The sequence below is a fragment of the Lentibacillus halophilus genome, assembly GCF_055395055.1.
The window spans coordinates 65,112-81,861 of sequence record NZ_AP043750.1 but is presented as its reverse complement, the minus strand read 5'-3'; the positions used below and the strand labels follow the sequence as shown (position 1 = coordinate 81,861).

Sequence of the window (16,750 nt, the reverse complement as noted above, 5' to 3'; positions counted from 1 at the left end):
ACTCGTCCTCACGCCGATCGGATATTAAACGGACGCGTTATATACGGATTCGACGGTTTGTTGAAGAGCGGCATTAAATTCTTCGTCGCTCTGGCTGGCGTAAAGATCCTGTAACAGCGCTCGGGAAAAGCTGGCAATCAGTTCGTCGTTTAGCTTCAGCAATTCATTGGCTTCATCGCGTGCATAACCGCCGGACAACGCAACGACACGAACGACATTCGGATGATCAATCAATTCTTTATACATGTTGGTAACCGTCGGGATAGACAGCTTCAACATGACGAGTTCATCGTCTTTCAGGCTGTCCAAATGCTTGCGGATTTCCGCTTTTAACAGCTCTTCGCATTTGGTTTTTTCCGGACTGTTAATGTCCACTTCCGGTTCGATGATCGGCACCAAGTCAGCATGGATAATCTGTTTGGCCATTTCAAACTGTTGGTTGACGATGGCCTTGACGCCTTCCGAGTTAGCTTCTTTAATAACCGAACGCATTTTGGTGCCGAAAATGTTTCGTTCGTTCGCACGTGTCAACAAATCGTTCAAATCCGGAATCGGCTTCATAAGTTGCACGCCATCAGTTTGTTCGGCCAAGCCTTTGTCCACTTTTAGAAAAGGCACCACATCTTTCTGCTCGGCCAAGTAATCCCCAGTGTACATACCTTCTATGCTGCGATCCATCGTTTGTTCAAATAGAATAGCGCCCAAGATATGATTGGCATCGAAAGCAGGTGATGTAATAATTCGTGTCCGCATCTGATGGACCAAATCAAACATTTCATCCTTATTGTTATAAGCATCTTCTGTTATACCGTAATCAGCCAGTGCTTTTGGCGTGCTTCCGCCACTTTGATCCAATGCCGCGATAAATCCTTTGCCGTTTTTCATTCTGTCCAATTGATGTTGATTCAACAGTTCCACTCCTTTTCGTCATAATATTAGGTTCCCCCATAAGTTGGGGAAGGAATGTACATTACAAAAGTCAAAAAGACCTATCTTAGCTATATTGTAGCATGAATGGAAAAAAGGCTATAGCCTTGCACATGATTTGAGATGAATTTATAGTTATTGGCCATGTTGCTTGTACCATTTTTTCGCTAGGCGTAGTCGGGGACTGGCAAGTTCCATAGCCATAGTATGAAAAAAGGGGAGAAGACAAGAAAAATTGTATTTCCCGGGAAATAACGTCGAAATAGTTACAGTGATGCGGTTTGTTGTGTCGTAAACGATTCCATAAAAACGACTGCACACTCCACTCGCGCGATAATTCAGATGGGTCGCGCAGTTCATGTAGAAACTCGCGTAATAACCATACAACTCGCGCAACTCCGCCCGGAACTCGCGCAGTCATGGGGTAAGGTCGCGTAACTCAGAGCGAGAGTCGCGCAATAATAGTGAAACTCGCGCGATGCGATCGAAACCCGCGCAGCGTAAAGCAAAACTTGCGCAGCCCACCCCGAAACGCGCGCAACTCCGCCTAATGTCAACACCTATTTCCCGGTTATCGTCAACAGGCTGAACTGGCTTTGGTTTAGAAAGCGAATAGGCAATCGGGTCGTTCCGAGGCCGCTGTCGATGTAAAGATACCGATCCGGTCCGAGCAAATAGGTTCCTTTCACCAATTTTGGAAAAAGCGTGTGGTCGGCTGACAGGATAGCACCGATCAGTGGTAGACGCACCTGACCGCCATGGGTATGTCCGCTCAAAATGAGATCGGCAGGTATGGATTCAGGCGCGTACAATTCAACAATTTCAGGTGTGTGTGACAGAAGAATCGTGAAATCATCGGTGTCTAACGCTCGGAATGCCGCCTCAGGATGATCGTAACCCGAGGAGGCATCGGCCACTCCCGCAAGGTTTATCGTCAGCCCATTAATCGTGATTGTTGCGTTGCGATTGTTCAGAATGGTGACATGCCGCCTGTGCAATCCGTGTAGAAATGCACTCGTCTGACTGTTGCCTATTTCATGATTGCCGGTTATAAAATAAACATGGGAATGACTCGCCGTCAGCCTCTCAATCAAATAAAAGACTTGGTTAAACGATTGTGTTTTCCGGTCGATGAGGTCACCGGTCAGCACCAGAATATCCGCTTGTGCAGCTGTGACAGCGCTGAGTAGGCGCTCATTGTTCGCTCCAAACACATGATTGTGCAGGTCGCTGATTTGTAAAATGGTCAGCGACATGTTTGTTGGCAGTTTCGGACTTTGAAATGTATTTTTTTTACATTTAAATACATATGTATCACGATAAATATTCGTGAAAACCGCTATCAACCCTACAATAAATGTCATAACAGCAACCAAACGTTTTTTCATGATGCACCGTCCAATAAGTAATTTTATACAGGCTTAGTGTAGCACGTTTCCATAGCGGAGGAAATACCGCAACACTTTGTTCGTTCGTCCATTATAGTATAACGACCCCATTACAAGCCGGATAAAACCCACCTTTCAATCCGATATATGTGCTATAATAGTATTCAAGACATCTCTTCATAGGGAGGATGGTTATTGGAACAAAAATTAATTTTACTTGATATTGACGGGACACTTTTTAATGACGAAAAGCACGTGCCGGAGTCGGCGAGGCAAGCGGTGGCAGAATTACAGCAGGCGGGACATATCGTGGCCTTTGCAACTGGGCGAGCCCCATTCACATTTAAGAAATTGCAGCAAGAACTGGATATGAACACGTATGTCAGCCTCAACGGTCAATATGTGGTCTACCGTGACGATGTGGTATACCAACGTCCGCTGCATATGGATGTGTTGGATGAACTGGAACGCCATGCCGATGCCGGGGATCATCCGCTCATCTATCTTGGGCACGATAATTGGTTTTCCAATACGACACACCATCCATATATTCAAAAAGCGATTGATTCGCTCAAGATAAAGCGGGAAATGATGTATGACCCTGCCTTTTATCGTGTAGGTGATGTTTATCAGGCGCTGCTGTTTTGTCCGCATGGCGGCGAAGCGGATTACAAGCGTGCCTTTGATCACTTGGAGTTTATCCGCTGGCATGACTACTCTGTGGACGTGATTCCTGCCAGCGCGTCCAAGGCGACGGGGATTGATCAATTGGTTCAACATTTGCAACTGCCCAGCGACCATATCTACGCCTTTGGAGACGGCCTGAATGACATGGCCATGTTGCAATCGGTGAAAAACAGCGTCGCTATGGGTAATGCACCGGATACGGTAAAAAAAGCAGCCGGCGCAGTAACAAGGCATGTCAATGATGATGGTCTCTGGCACGGACTGCGCATGGTCGGGCTGTTAAAATAACACCTATATCGCCTTTTGACGATTAGCTTATCATTGTTCCACACGTCAAGTCGTTAAATTGACGGACACTCCAAAACATGGTAATTTTCATATAAGTCATAAACATTGAAATTTTGAATAATTATTATGCAGGGGGTGTGAGCAATGGGAGCTAAATGGATTAAAATTGCAGTTATTTATTTTATTTTAGGTATTGTTGTCGGCATGTTCATGTCATCAACGCTTCAACTTCAGTGGGCTGCGGCACACGCACACGTTAACCTGGCCGGATGGGCATCCATCGGAATTATTGGAGTCGTTTATACACTTTATCCGAAAGCAGCCAACAGTACACTTGGCATATGGCATTTTTGGCTGTATAACATCGGACTGCCGATTTTGCTTTTGAGCATGTTTATGATTCAAGTTCGCCCGGGTCCATTTCCGGGATGGGGCGCCCTTACAAAGACGCTCATATTTGGCGGCGGAACGATGGTAACGATTGCTGTCATCATATTCATCGTCAACGTATTTAAATATGTGCATGACTCCAATTCAATCGGTGATAAAAACAGGGCCTCCTGATTGATGCAAAAAATAATCATTCCGACCCGAAAAGGAGCTTTTGACTGACAAGGGCTCCTTTTTTGCTTGGTAATATGCCCGTTCGTATGTCAGTGGTTTATCGGTTGAAAGCTGTTCCGAGATTCTATAACGTTAACTTATATAAGCAAGAGCCTATGGAACGTTGCTGAAGGAGACTTTTTATGTCAATCGTGGCACTTATCCTCATTATCGTTTCAGCGTTTATGCATGCAACGTGGAATTACTTAGCCAAGCGGTCGGAAGGCGGTTTTGCGTTTGTGTGGCTTTATATGGTGGTCAGCATTGCTGTTTATGCACCGGTTGTTGTTGGCGTTCTGCTCATTAATCCCATATCGCTGGGATGGGTGGAATTGGGGTTTATGGGTGGAAGCGCACTGATACACCTGACTTATTCGTTGTTACTGCAGAAAGGATACACGGTTGGTGATCTCTCGCTTGTATACCCAGTATGCCGCGGGACAGGTCCTTTAATTGTGGCAGTGGCGGCTATATTTATCTATGATGAACGTTTGACAGGGCTCAGCGTGGTCGGAATAGGCTTGATCACTATCAGTATTTTCGTCATTACTGGCGGGTTGCAGGCGATAAGACATGCAGACACGTTTGTTCCGCTTTTGTATGGTTTGCTGATTGGCGTCATGATTGCATCGTATACATTGCTTGATAAAGGCGCTGTCAGTGTCGTGCTGATACCGCCGATAGTACTGACATACGGCAGTATGATTGGCCAGGTGCTGTTGTTGACACCACTGGCAATACGGAACTGGCGGGATGTACGTCGGGAATGGCGGCAGCATCGAAACGAAGCCATCGGTGTCGGTGTTTTGAATCAACTTGCCTACATACTGGTACTGACCGCTATGACATTTACTCAAGTCAGTCACGTGGCTCCGGTTCGGGAAATGAGCATAGTCATCGGAGCGTTTATTGGTAGCCGGATGCTTTCAGAAGGATTTGGTTTACGAAGAATGGCGGCAGCTGGCACTATGGTTATAGGTGTGATAATAGTGGCATTGTCAGGCGAATAGAATCATATCGTCATCCTTAAATGGAAGAGACACATTTACTATGCTGAAACGAAAGAGTGACTGGACAATAAACCAGTCCCTTGTAGTTTGGAGGAGCTGATTGGGTGTTTGAACGGCGATTTCGACATACAAAACGATACCGTGAAATTGTCAATACGTTTATCAGATATGGATTCGGGTATGTTCTTTTTCGGGTCGGGCTGACGGACCGGGATTTATCCAAAAAAGATGAGCAGTCCGATACGAATATCAATATGCAGAGTATCGGGCGCCGATTGCGTTATACGTTGCAGGAACTTGGCCCGACGTTTATCAAACTTGGACAGATTGCCAGCACGAGGCACGACATTCTTCCACGCGAGATTATTTCAGAATTGGAAAAGTTGCAAGATCATGTGACAGTTCTGTCGTTTGACCACGTACGACAGACGATTGAGACGGAATTGGATGATGAACTTGAAAATATTTTCGACGATGTGGATCCGGAACCGATGGCAACAGCCTCCATCGGGCAAGTGCACATCGCTAGGCTTTTTACTGGAGAAGAGGTTGTAGTGAAAATTCAGCGTCCCGGTCTGAAGCCTGTTATGGAAACAGATATGGAAATACTTGAAAGGATTGGACAAATACTTGAAGAACGTACGGATTGGGCAAAACGGTACCGCGTGCTGGATATTATTCATGAATTATCGCTTTCGTTACGAAGTGAATTGGATTATCTGATCGAAGGACGCAGTGGTGAACGGATCGCCAAACAATTTGAGCAACAAGCATTTGTCCATGTCCCAGCTATTTATTGGGAATATACAGCAAAAAAAGTATTGACTATGGAAAAAGTCGATGGCATTAAAATATCTCACGTCAATAAGCTCGATCAGGCTGGGTACGATCGGAACGTTATTGCCAAACGATTGGCGGATGCGATGTTCACCCAAATTTTGGATAAAGGATTTTTTCATGCTGATCCGCATTCAGGCAACGTGTATATTTTGCCCAAAACAACGATAACGTTTCTTGACTTTGGGGAGGTCGGACGGATCAGCGATGATATGACGCATCATTTCGCATCTATTGTTGTCAATCTACATAACGGCAATGCCGAGGCGCTCATTAAGACGTTTTCGAAAATGGATCTGATTGGGGAAAAAACCAATATGGATGCGTTTCGTCGTGACCTGGAAGCCCTGCACGAAAGTTATTCCAATGTCATGATGAAAGATATGAGCCTCGGGAAAATTATTATCGAGATTTTTCAGGTTGCGTACCACCATTATATCGATATACCGTCTGAAATGGCGATGCTCAGTAAAACAATTTTGACTCTGGAAGGTGTGATCAGCCGGCTTGATCCGGAATTCAGCATTATGCGTGCGGCGGAGCCATATGCTCGTAAGGTGATGAAACGGCGGTATAGCCCGCGCCGGATTTTGCGACGGTCCATGAATGACATAGCCGAAAATTTGGAGATTATATCGGACCTGCCGCGGGATGTGAAGGAAGTGATGTCGACGCTGCAGCGGGGAAGAGTCGGTCTTGACATTAATGTAAAGCAGGCGGAGCGGTTTTTAAATCGTTTCGATAAAATCAGCAACCGGCTTTCCTTCAGTATCATTATGCTCGCTTTCAGCATTTTGATGGCCGGTTTGATCATCGGCTCAGCCATAACCGACCAGAGCACGGTGATATGGAAACTTCCGATCATTGAAATTGGCGCCGTGGTTGCAACACTCATGTTCATTCTCATGGTGATCACCATTATCCGCTCCGGCCGCATGTAGCCAGCCAATGCATGGTGAAAGAAACGTCCGTCTATTTATTTTACAACGAGATCGAAACTCCGATTTACTTAAGGCTAGGTGAGGCTCCACAGTGTGCCCGTAACAACGTAAAACGTTTCGATAAGCCACGATTGCGGGGTGGAAGGGGATAGGCTTTACCGGAAAGCCTTCAACGTGACGATCACAAGGAGACTCACCATCCACCTTAAAGTGTGTGACATATGGTGTCGGAGCACAACGATAACGTCTGGTTAGCTCAGGCGTTTCCTTATAATTAATAGTGCATAATTAGTTATTCAAGATGGTGTCAGCTTCTTGTTGCAGGAAATCCTCGGTGGTAATGGCGTTGGCATACATATCATTAAGTGCACTGACAAACGCATAGTGAACCTCGTCTGCCGGCACGACCTTATCCCTGTAAGATAAGCTTCTTGTCGCACATGCATCTTCAATAAGAGTTGTGTCAAAGCCCAGCTCCACAGCATTGCGGACTGTGGCATCAATGCACATATGTGTCATCATACCTACAACGACCAATTTGGTTATTCCCTTTTCTTTTAATTTGCTTTCTAATTCGGTATTGAAAAAACTGTTGGGAGCCCGTTTTGTGATCGTCTGTTCGTCTTCTGATGGTAAAACCGTTTCATGGACGTTAACACCTTCCGTATTTGGGAGAAAGAAGCCTAAACTCGAATCATTCGCGATATGGTGGACATGAAAAATATTCTCTTTGTTATTTTGTCTGAACCAGTCAAGAACGTTAGCTGCATTATCAGCTGCCTGTCCTGGGTTACTTAATTCCATCCTTCCATTCGGAAAATAGTCATTTTGAATGTCGATCATGATTAAAGCTGTACTCATATTTATCACCTCATAAAAAATGGATTATTATAAATGATAAATAATTATTTGATTTTTATCGATGCTTTGGTGAAACATTTTTATATCGATTATTTTCACGGCGAAAGGGGGGTTATTATGGAAATGGATCACATTGATTTTCAGATTCTTCGGTTACTAACTGAAAATTCACGAATTCAATGGAGGGATTTGGGTAGACATATTCATATGACGGGGCAAGCAGTCGGAAATCGTATTAAAAAACTTGAGGACAATGGTGTTATTCAAGCCTATTCCATCATTATCGACGAAACAAAACTGGGGCTTTCGTATACTGCATTTGTCATGGTTCATATGAAAACAGCCAATCACGATGCGTTTATTCGTTTTATTAACGATCATCAAGCGGTCGTCGAAGCTCATCGGGTATCTGGGGAAGGCTGTTATCATTTAAAAATAACCATTTCCTCGCAAAATGAATTAAATCGTTTTCTTAATCAACTTCTTGAACATGGCAACTACACGTTAAATCTATCAATCCAGAAGATTAAACAGACGACATACATATGACAGTTATCGGAACCCGCCAATACAATGACCGATTAGATACTTGTATCGACGTAGATGTGAAACGGCCCACTACTTATACAGAAACGAAAGGAGATTTAAAATGACGATTAAGCTTGATCATCTAGTGGTATATGCTAAAGATCATAATAAAGCTGCACACGAATTTGCCGATGTGATGGATCTGCCACTTGGAAGAGTGGCAGGAGTAGGCTATGAATTTACAGTGGTTCGTATTAATGTTGAACTCTCCATATATTTTATGGATAGGGATGAAAATAATTTAGAGCAACATGTCGCCTTCAACGTTGACGGGTCTTCTTTTGACCATATTCTCAAACGTCTCAAAAAAAAGAAAATGGCTTTCGGGAGTAGCCCTTATGAAACAAATAATCAACGCACGGACCATGACTTTGTGCCTCGTGGGTTGTTCTGGACTAACGTGGATGGTTGTCTTTTTGAGATCATGACCAATGAAGTTTAATTATGTTGTATAATTAAAAAAACGCTCAGGTGTCTTTAATGTCTGAGCGTTTTTGTTTGCTAAAGCCAACGTCCCTTAAAGGTAAGGGTCATTTTTATTAAAGCCGAAATCCTTCTTGATACAGATAATCCGCGGCCGCGTGATACGTAGCATGTGTTGCTTCCAAGACGTTGCCTGTATAAATATTCCAAACACCCGATTCCTCCACCAAGTGAAGCTTCTCTCCTTCACGATTCGTCCATGTTTCAGCAATAGGCTCGGACTCGGATAAGGATGCTATGGATTGTTGTATGACATCACGGAGCTCATCTTCGGTAAAATGACGTATGTTGACCATTCCTTTTGAATCCGTTGCATAATTGCGATTTTCTATTTGTTCAGCGTAGACAAACCCATTGCCGTTTGGATGAAGACGATATACGACAATTTTTTTGTCTTTGACGCTTTCTTCAAAATGGAAGTTGACACGACCAAGCGAGATGTCGTTACGTTTCAATTCAGGAAACGATTCAATAATAGCTAGTTTTTCTTCAAATGTAAGCATGAGACCTCCAAGACAGATGTGATTTAAGATTTAATTTATATTGTATCACTTGCCGGTTGGTTTGTATAACAGAATTGGAAAGTGTCATTAAAGCCATGTAGCGAAGATCAAAGAAGCGCTTTTATGTCATGTTTGTGTTTTATTCTCTTTATGTAGGGGGAACATAAGTAACACTAGATAAAAAAGGATGGATTTTGATGAGTGAATTAATAAACCGACAAATTCGTTTGAATAAAAGACCTAAAGGCGAACCAAGTCCAGATGATTTCAAGATGGCTGAAACATCGGTACCACCATTAAATAATGGCCAAATGTTAATCCAAACTTTATATTTATCCGTTGACCCCGGCATGCGGGGAATGATGGAAGATAAAGAATCGTATACCCCTCCTTTTTCATTGAATGATGTGTTAACTGGCCGTTCCATTGGCCGTGTCATCGATTCTAAAAATGAAAATTTTGCGATAGGTGATATGGTATATGAGCGGCTTGGTTGGCAGGATTATTCGATTTCTGATGGAGAGAACGCACAAAAAGTTGATCAGAATCTGACGCCCATCTCGAGCTATCTTGGCGTTCTGGGGGTTCCTGGTTTATGTGCGTATTTCGGCTTGTTCGAAATAGGACAGCCAAAAAAAGGGGAAACGGTTGTCGTCTCGGGTGCGTCTGGAGCTGTGGGCATGGCAGCGGGGCAACTAGCTAAACATCAAGGCTGCCGTGTAATAGGTATTGCCGGATCAAATGAAAAAAATCATTACCTCAAAGAAGAACTGGGTTTTGATGCGACCATTAATTATAAAACAACAACGGACATGGGAATGGCACTGCAGGAAGCCTGTCCCGAAGGCATTGATATTTATTTTGATAATGTTGGCGGTGAAATCACTCACGCTGCACTAACACTAATAAATTATCATGCACGGATTATCATTTGTGGGCAGACATCTCAGTACAACTTGGAGCATCCCCCAATGATACCGGGTAACTTTGATTTTCTTATCAAGAAGAGCGCACTTATGAAAGGGTTTGTTGTATACGATTATGCCGATAGAAATGACGAGGCTGTGTCATATTTGGCACGTTTAATGAATGAAGGTGAATTAACGTATGAAGAGCATATTGTTGAGGGATTGGAAAATGCTCCACAAGCATTTATGGATCTTTTTAAAAGTAAAAGCTTTGGCAAGCAATTGGTGAAATTATCGGACTGATCGGCTAATGCCTTAAGGAATATCGGCGGATTTTATCTCAGTGAGGGTTTTGGATGTCTGAGAGTAACGATCATGATTATGTGCAACCTAAAACAAGCAAAAAAAGGGAGGGTCAGTCCATGACATTGGTGCGTCTTGGTTATGTTGCGATGAGTGTGCACTTACAGAATGCATCACCGTCTAAAACGATGACCTATGCGACGTTTTCTAAAATGGAGGATCAAGAAGCCGCCATTCATAAACTGGAACGAATCGCTCAAACAAACCTACATAATTGTCTTAGGTTGCTAAAACATAATGTTGCGCACGATATTTCCTTTTTCCGGTTCTCGTCCAAACTTGTTCCACTTGCCACACATCCGGATCTTCACGAATGGAATTATATGAGTTCAATCCAAGAACCGCTAGAGGAGATTGGAGATTTTCTAATGCATCATCCGGAACAACGTATTGATTTTCATCCGGATCATTTTGTGTTGCTAAATTCACCAAAAAAAGAAGTCTTGCAGCAAGCGATTCATACACTGCGCATGCATTATAGACTGTTGAAAGGAATGGGAATAGATCCGAAACACCGATGTGTCCTGCATGTTGGCGGAGGATATGGCGATAAAGAAAAGGCGCTTGAGAGTTTCATTCATAATTGGGCTTATGTGCCAACCGATTTGCAACAGATGATTATGCTTGAAAATGATGACAAAATATTTACACCGGCAGATACGTTATATCTATGTGAAAAACTGGCTATACCAATGGTGTTTGATTACCATCATTATTTGGCAAACCATGATGACAATGAAAATTGGAAAGATGAATGGACGCGAATGGTTAATACGTGGAAACAATCAACACTACCTGTGAAAGTACATATCTCAAGCCCGCGGTCAGAAGAGAAATTTCGCGCGCATGCCGATTATGTGGATAGCAGCATGCTGATGGATTTTTTAAGGTCGGTAAAAGGGAGTGTGGCCCAAATAGACTGCATGATCGAAGCAAAGCAAAAGGATGATGCGTTATTTACCTTAATGAAGGATTTGCAAGAATATCCAGAAGTAACCATCATGGATGGCGCACGTTTTTATGTATGAGCGCGACATTTTAGCTGAATGGTCGTCCAAACTTTTCAAACAGCCCAGACAACGAAAAAGAAGCGTTGGGACCGTCGAATGGACCTAACGCTTCAATACGGTACCAGATCATTTACTCAGCTTCTTCACGATTTCCTCATCCATCTCAATCGGATCAATGGCAAACGTATTAGCGGTATTTAAATTGATATGACAGTAACCATTCGGATTTTTCTCCAAATAATCCTGATGTTCCTCTTCAGCTGTGTAGAAGTTTTTCAGCGGCTTGGCCTCGGTAGCTATTTCCTCATCATAATACGTTTGCTCGTTCTTCACGGCTGATGTCACTGTTTTTTTGTCTGCTTTATTCGTGTAATAAATGCCTGTTCGGTATTGTACGCCAACATCATTGCCTTGCTTGTTTTCAGATGTCGGATCGATGACCTGAAACAGTCGGTCGATGAGTGTATCGAGTGATACACGTTCGGGATCATAGGTTACTTCGACCGTTTCGGCAAAGTGCTTGTCTCCCTTGATCACATCGGCGTAACTTGGATTTTTGCCTTCACCGTTGGCATAACCAGAGACAACGTCGGCCACGCCGTAAATGCGGCTCATATACGCTTCTACTCCCCAGAAACAGCCGCCTGCGAAATAAATTTTGTCCAGCTTGCGATCGCTGTAATCAAGATGATCATTAATATTGTCGACGTCTGACTTCAGCATATATCCGTCTTCTTTTGCAGCGGATGATGGATCGGGATGGTTATTGTTCGAATCGTTGGACGTCCCCTGAGGCTGCCCGCCGCACGCAGCAAGAAATAGACTGCACAGCACAACAACAATCAATTTGTATGTGAGCTGCATCTGTGACCCCCCTCGCATTTATTTATCGTTCTTTTCCTCCAGCTTCTCGAACTGTTCATTCAATTGCACCGACATCAGATAAACGTGTTCATAATCCGTTGCTTTTTTGATGGCTTCTTCTGTTTCCATGTTGGTCCGCTGCGTGACACTCGTTTTATTCGTATGTTTAATGGTTGCTGCATACTTTTGTTCCCCTATGTTAAAGGGTATTTTGGAACCGACACCGCCTGATGAGACGCTCGTATAATCATCGGACGGCGTTTTCACGATGTTTTCAGTACTCGCTCGTCCATTCTCCGTCATAATCGAGGCCACCCATTTTTCTTTTCCTTGACCGATCATTTGCCGCAAGAATACGACTCTCAGGTCATCGGATGGTTTTGTTCCTTTTAAGTCGGATGCAAAATGGACCACCTCATTGACTTTTTCGCCGTCTTCATAGTGTTCCACCATCACTTCAAGCTGTCTCGCTTTTTCGTTATGGAGATTAATGTCATAGGCAAATGATGTCTCGTTGGACAGATCCATTAATTGTTCTTCAAAATCCGTTAAATCAGCTTGGGCAATCGCCGCATCGCCTTTCTTTTCACCCGTGTCCGTGCATGCGGCTAACATAAATACTGATAAATATACCATTATAGCTAAAGATCGAAAACGCAACATAAGCCCCCCCTTAAATGACTGATCTCTGTTCATGTTACTATAACGCATCGTTTTTTAGAAATAATCGATCTTCATGGGACAAGGGCTGATGGTTTAGTAATAAAGACTCGCTCAACAGCACTTTCCCGTCCTCTAAATTTTTCTCCGGAATGACAAGGGGAATATCGCGTGTCAAAGGATTGCCTTCCTGATCGTAAAAAATGTAACCATCGTTTTTGTCGAAAATAAACGAATGGATGTTCATATTAGGTGTAATGAACAGCGTCATTTTTTCCTGATCATTCCAGATCACTTTAATGAGAATCTTCTTCTTTGTTTTCTTTTCCACTAAAGCCTTTAAGGCATGTAACGAAACCGTTTCTTCCATTATTTTTCCTCCAAGATATGAATCATTAATAGTCATTTTTACATATTTGATACCGATTCATCCAGTTTTTATTTTCTTATGGGTCTTTAAATCCAATCTATACGATTTCTTTTGACTTGGAAATAAATTCACGTACAGCGAAAGACAAATATCTATCTTTTTTCCATATCATCCCGAGATCCAAGTGAAGATCGGAATTTTCCAAAGGAAGGGAAACGATGTTAGGGTGAGTAATATCTTGACATATTCTGCTCGGTAATAAGGCTATTCCTAGTTTGGCACCGGTCATTTCTACCATAAATTCTTTTTGTGAACTTTCACAGACAATGTCAGGGGTGAATTGGTTTTGCAAACACTCGCTTATAATCCGATCATATAAAGAAAAGTCATTTCGATACAAAATAAATGATTCGTTTTTCAGATACGACAGTTTCATTGTTTTATTGGAAGCTAAAGGATTGTCACAATTAATAATAACCATTAATGGATCCCTGTCCATTTCTATAAGACCGAATTCATCCGTATCAGCAGGCAAATTACAAATTAAACCAATGTCTAACGATTCGTTCTTAACTTCTTGTTTAATCGTTTTTGTACCCACTTCTCTCAATTTTATATCAACTAATGGATACGCGTCTTTAAAGTGACTGATCAATTTTGAAAAGAACGATGCCCCAATGATCGGGGGGATACCAATTTTAATTTCTCCCTTTTTTAACTGCATCAATTCATTTATTTCCGACGTCAGGTTATTGAATGCGCCCAGCACATGTTTCGTGTTAATGAAAAAGGCTTCCCCGGCGTCCGTTAATTTAATTTGTTTGGCTGAACGATAGATTAAGGAAACGTCAAGTTCATTTTCAAGATTCTTTATTGTTTTACTCAGCGATGGCTGTGACACGTGTAAAGATTGTGCGGCCTTCGTAAAGTTTAAATGTTTGGCCACTTCAAAAAAATATTCCAAATGACGAATATCCATTCTGATTCCCCTCTCCTTAACCAATAACCGTTTATTATAACTTGAATGCATAACAAACATTCAATATATGTATTTCATTTATGCCATGGATGTATTGTACACTAATAATAACAGAATATGAAGACTTTTAAATGTATTTTGAAAGGTGGCACGAGAAGAGGGGCATATTTCAGATATCTCGATCGAATAATGGTTCTTATTTCGTGGTCATTCGTCTTTGTATTCTTATCATCATTTCAATTTGATAGGAGGTTCATCGCAATGGAAAAATTCGTAACATTGAATAACTATCAGGTGTCTCAAGAATTGTATGAGTTTGTTAATCAAGACGTCCTCCCCGGAACCGGCTTAAAAAGTGACCAATTCTGGAAGGACTTTGAATATACCATTCGTTCGTTCGTCCCGGAAAATGAGCAATTATTAACACAACGAAAGAAATTACAGGAGCAAATTGACACGTGGCATAAAGCGAGTAAGGGAAGCTTTAATATTAATCAGTATAAGACCTTTTTGGAAGACATTGGTTATATTGAATCGCAAACAGAGGATTTCACCATCAATACCAAAAATATTGATGAAGAAATGGCATTACAGGCTGGCCCGCAATTGGTCGTTCCACTTACGAATGCACGCTATGCACTGAACGCAGCGAATGCGCGTTGGGGCAGTTTATATGATGCCCTTTATGGAACCAATATCATTAGCGAAGAAGATGGGGCCGACATTCAAAATCAATACAACCCGGTACGTGGTGACAAGGTTATCGCAACGGCGAAAGACTACCTTGATCGTGCCGTTCCTTTGAAGGATGCTTCTCACAAGGACGTTGACGCATACACGATTGTTAATGGTCAATTGTCGGCCGCATTGAGTAACGGTGAAACGACTGGTCTTAACGATCCGTCCCAATTTATCGGGTTTCAAGGTGATGCGGACAATGCAACCGCATTTTTGCTAAAAAATAATCATCTGCATCTGGAGATTCAAATTGACTATGATGATCCCATCGGCAAAACCGATAAAGCTGGTGTAAAAGACATTCTCGTCGAATCCGCTATAACGACCATAATAGACTGTGAAGATTCCGTAACCGCTGTTGATGCCGAAGATAAAGTGCAGGTCTACCGGAACTGGTTGGGCTTAATGAAAGGAGATTTAAGTGAAACCTTTACGAAAGACGGTAAAACGGTAACACGAACACTTAACCCGGACCGCACATATCAAGACCCCCATGGTAGTCATTTCTCGTTATCCGGCCGTTCATTAATGCTTATCCGTAACGTGGGGCATTTAATGACGACAGACGCCGTCATCGATGAAAACGGCAAGGAAATACCTGAAGGCCTCCTTGATGGTATTATGACAAGCTTAATTGCTAAACACGACCTTCTTCAAAATGGGACGTATCAAAACTCATCAGAAGGATCGATCTATATAGTAAAGCCAAAAATGCACGGGTCAAAAGAAGTGGCTTTTACGAATGAATTCTTTTCGAAAGTAGAAGATATGCTGGATCTGGACAGACATACATTGAAGGTCGGTGTGATGGATGAGGAGCGCCGTACGTCATTAAACTTAGAAAATTGTATCCGGGAAGTCAAAGATCGTGTTGTATTTATAAACACTGGATTTCTGGATAGAACCGGTGACGAAATCCATACCTCTATGGAAGCCGGTCCGATGATCCGGAAAAAAGATATGAAATCATCGCAATGGCTGGATAGCTATGAAAAATCAAACGTCAAGGCTGGCTTGGACAGTGGCTTTCAAAATCGTGCCCAGATCGGAAAAGGTATGTGGGCAATGCCTGATCTTATGAAGGAAATGATGGAGCAGAAGATTGGCCATCTAAAAGCTGGCGCCAACACGGCATGGGTCCCGTCGCCTACTGCAGCCACGTTGCACGCCCTCCATTATCATCAAGTTGATATAGGAGGGGTCCAGGAACAGTTAAAAGGAGAAACCGATCATTACGTAGACAAGATGCTTCAGATTCCAATTGTTGAAAATCCAGCATGGAGCAATGAAGACATCCAGCAGGAGCTCGATAACAATGCGCAAGGCATACTGGGGTACGTTGTACGCTGGGTGGAACAAGGCGTCGGTTCCTCAAAAGTGCCGGATATCAATGACGTTGCGCTTATGGAAGACCGTGCGACATTGCGTATTTCCAGTCAGCATATGGCAAACTGGCTCCATCACGGCATTTGTTCCAAAGATCAAGTGGAAGAGACGTTGAAACGTATGGCCAAAGTGGTCGATAAACAAAACGAAGGCGACCCTAATTACAGGGCTATGTCTGATAACTACGATCAGTCGGTCGCTTTCCAGGCTGCTCGCGACCTGGTTTTCAAAGGGGCCGAGCAACCGAATGGTTACACAGAGCCAATCCTGCACCGTCGTCGTCAAGAAGTGAAATCACTCATTGCAACTAAAAAATAATGATCAGAACGAAGGAGGGGAGGGGTGAAGAACTCCTC

General features: G+C 42.9%; 17 protein-coding genes. 9 read left to right on the top strand and 8 right to left on the bottom strand.

Annotated features, from left to right (window positions below; translation table 11 throughout):
* Nucleotides 1-24: 24 nt before the first annotated feature.
* Nucleotides 25-909, bottom strand: a complete 885-nt coding sequence (locus tag ACZ5Q7_RS00375; RefSeq protein ID WP_343754106.1) for a fructose bisphosphate aldolase — start codon at nucleotides 907-909, stop codon at nucleotides 25-27.
* Between the two features lie 578 nt (nucleotides 910-1,487).
* Nucleotides 1,488-2,315 (bottom strand): metallophosphoesterase, encoded by an 828-nt coding sequence (locus ACZ5Q7_RS00370; RefSeq protein WP_343754104.1) that lies wholly within the window; start codon nucleotides 2,313-2,315, stop codon nucleotides 1,488-1,490.
* 195 nt (nucleotides 2,316-2,510) lie between these two features.
* On the opposite strand from ACZ5Q7_RS00370, the gene ACZ5Q7_RS00365 reads away from it, so the two are divergent.
* The 4 genes from ACZ5Q7_RS00365 (at nucleotide 2,511) to ACZ5Q7_RS00350 (ending at nucleotide 6,681) form a co-directional block, all read left to right on the top strand.
* Entirely contained in the window at nucleotides 2,511-3,290 is a 780-nt protein-coding gene (locus ACZ5Q7_RS00365; RefSeq protein ID WP_343754102.1) for a Cof-type HAD-IIB family hydrolase, read from the top strand.
* Nucleotides 3,291-3,434: 144 nt separating this feature from the next.
* On the top strand, nucleotides 3,435-3,854 hold the full coding sequence (locus ACZ5Q7_RS00360) for a hypothetical protein (RefSeq protein ID WP_343754100.1): 420 nt from the start codon (nucleotides 3,435-3,437) through the stop codon (nucleotides 3,852-3,854).
* Nucleotides 3,855-4,036: 182 nt separating this feature from the next.
* On the top strand, nucleotides 4,037-4,903 hold the full coding sequence (locus tag ACZ5Q7_RS00355) for an EamA family transporter (protein ID WP_464432974.1): 867 nt from the start codon (nucleotides 4,037-4,039) through the stop codon (nucleotides 4,901-4,903).
* Between the two features lie 104 nt (nucleotides 4,904-5,007).
* Nucleotides 5,008-6,681: an ABC1 kinase family protein gene (locus tag ACZ5Q7_RS00350; RefSeq protein ID WP_343754096.1), complete on the top strand. Its 1,674-nt coding sequence runs from the start codon at nucleotides 5,008-5,010 to the stop codon at nucleotides 6,679-6,681.
* A gap of 288 nt (nucleotides 6,682-6,969) precedes the next feature.
* Here the strand turns inward: ACZ5Q7_RS00350 and ACZ5Q7_RS00345 are convergent, their stop codons facing one another.
* A complete protein-coding gene (locus ACZ5Q7_RS00345; protein ID WP_343754094.1) occupies nucleotides 6,970-7,542 on the bottom strand; it encodes a cysteine hydrolase family protein in 573 nt (190 codons plus the stop codon).
* Nucleotides 7,543-7,659: 117 nt separating this feature from the next.
* On the opposite strand from ACZ5Q7_RS00345, the gene ACZ5Q7_RS00340 reads away from it, so the two are divergent.
* A complete protein-coding gene (locus ACZ5Q7_RS00340; RefSeq protein ID WP_343754092.1) occupies nucleotides 7,660-8,091 on the top strand; it encodes an Lrp/AsnC family transcriptional regulator in 432 nt (143 codons plus the stop codon).
* A gap of 100 nt (nucleotides 8,092-8,191) precedes the next feature.
* A complete protein-coding gene (locus tag ACZ5Q7_RS00335; protein ID WP_343754090.1) occupies nucleotides 8,192-8,572 on the top strand; it encodes a VOC family protein in 381 nt (126 codons plus the stop codon).
* A gap of 97 nt (nucleotides 8,573-8,669) precedes the next feature.
* Here the strand turns inward: ACZ5Q7_RS00335 and ACZ5Q7_RS00330 are convergent, their stop codons facing one another.
* Nucleotides 8,670-9,116 carry a hypothetical protein gene (locus tag ACZ5Q7_RS00330; protein ID WP_343754088.1) on the bottom strand — a complete coding sequence of 149 codons (447 nt, stop codon included), beginning with the start codon at nucleotides 9,114-9,116 and terminating at the stop codon, nucleotides 8,670-8,672.
* A gap of 197 nt (nucleotides 9,117-9,313) precedes the next feature.
* Here ACZ5Q7_RS00330 and ACZ5Q7_RS00325 point away from each other — a divergent pair, with 197 nt between their 5' ends.
* Together ACZ5Q7_RS00325 and uvsE are read left to right on the top strand one after the other, a co-directional pair.
* Nucleotides 9,314-10,327 (top strand): NADP-dependent oxidoreductase, encoded by a 1,014-nt coding sequence (locus tag ACZ5Q7_RS00325; RefSeq protein ID WP_343754086.1) that lies wholly within the window; start codon nucleotides 9,314-9,316, stop codon nucleotides 10,325-10,327.
* A 119-nt stretch (nucleotides 10,328-10,446) separates the two neighbouring features.
* Nucleotides 10,447-11,415, top strand: a complete 969-nt coding sequence (gene uvsE / locus ACZ5Q7_RS00320) for a UV DNA damage repair endonuclease UvsE (protein ID WP_343754084.1) — start codon at nucleotides 10,447-10,449, stop codon at nucleotides 11,413-11,415.
* 108 nt (nucleotides 11,416-11,523) lie between these two features.
* Here the strand turns inward: uvsE and msrA are convergent, their stop codons facing one another.
* The 4 genes from msrA to ACZ5Q7_RS00300 form a co-directional block, all read right to left on the bottom strand.
* Nucleotides 11,524-12,261 carry a peptide-methionine (S)-S-oxide reductase MsrA gene (gene msrA, locus ACZ5Q7_RS00315; protein WP_343754082.1) on the bottom strand — a complete coding sequence of 246 codons (738 nt, stop codon included), beginning with the start codon at nucleotides 12,259-12,261 and terminating at the stop codon, nucleotides 11,524-11,526.
* Between the two features lie 18 nt (nucleotides 12,262-12,279).
* The gene (locus ACZ5Q7_RS00310) at nucleotides 12,280-12,924 is read right to left on the bottom strand and encodes a hypothetical protein (protein WP_343754080.1); all 645 of its coding nucleotides are present in this window, start codon (nucleotides 12,922-12,924) and stop codon (nucleotides 12,280-12,282) included.
* A 37-nt stretch (nucleotides 12,925-12,961) separates the two neighbouring features.
* On the bottom strand, nucleotides 12,962-13,291 hold the full coding sequence (locus ACZ5Q7_RS00305; RefSeq protein ID WP_343754078.1) for a hypothetical protein: 330 nt from the start codon (nucleotides 13,289-13,291) through the stop codon (nucleotides 12,962-12,964).
* Between the two features lie 97 nt (nucleotides 13,292-13,388).
* Nucleotides 13,389-14,270, bottom strand: a complete 882-nt coding sequence (locus tag ACZ5Q7_RS00300; protein WP_343754071.1) for a LysR family transcriptional regulator — start codon at nucleotides 14,268-14,270, stop codon at nucleotides 13,389-13,391.
* A 261-nt stretch (nucleotides 14,271-14,531) separates the two neighbouring features.
* Between ACZ5Q7_RS00300 and ACZ5Q7_RS00295 the strand changes: the two genes are divergently transcribed.
* Nucleotides 14,532-16,712 (top strand): malate synthase G, encoded by a 2,181-nt coding sequence (locus tag ACZ5Q7_RS00295; protein ID WP_343754068.1) that lies wholly within the window; start codon nucleotides 14,532-14,534, stop codon nucleotides 16,710-16,712.
* Nucleotides 16,713-16,750 lie beyond the last annotated feature (38 nt).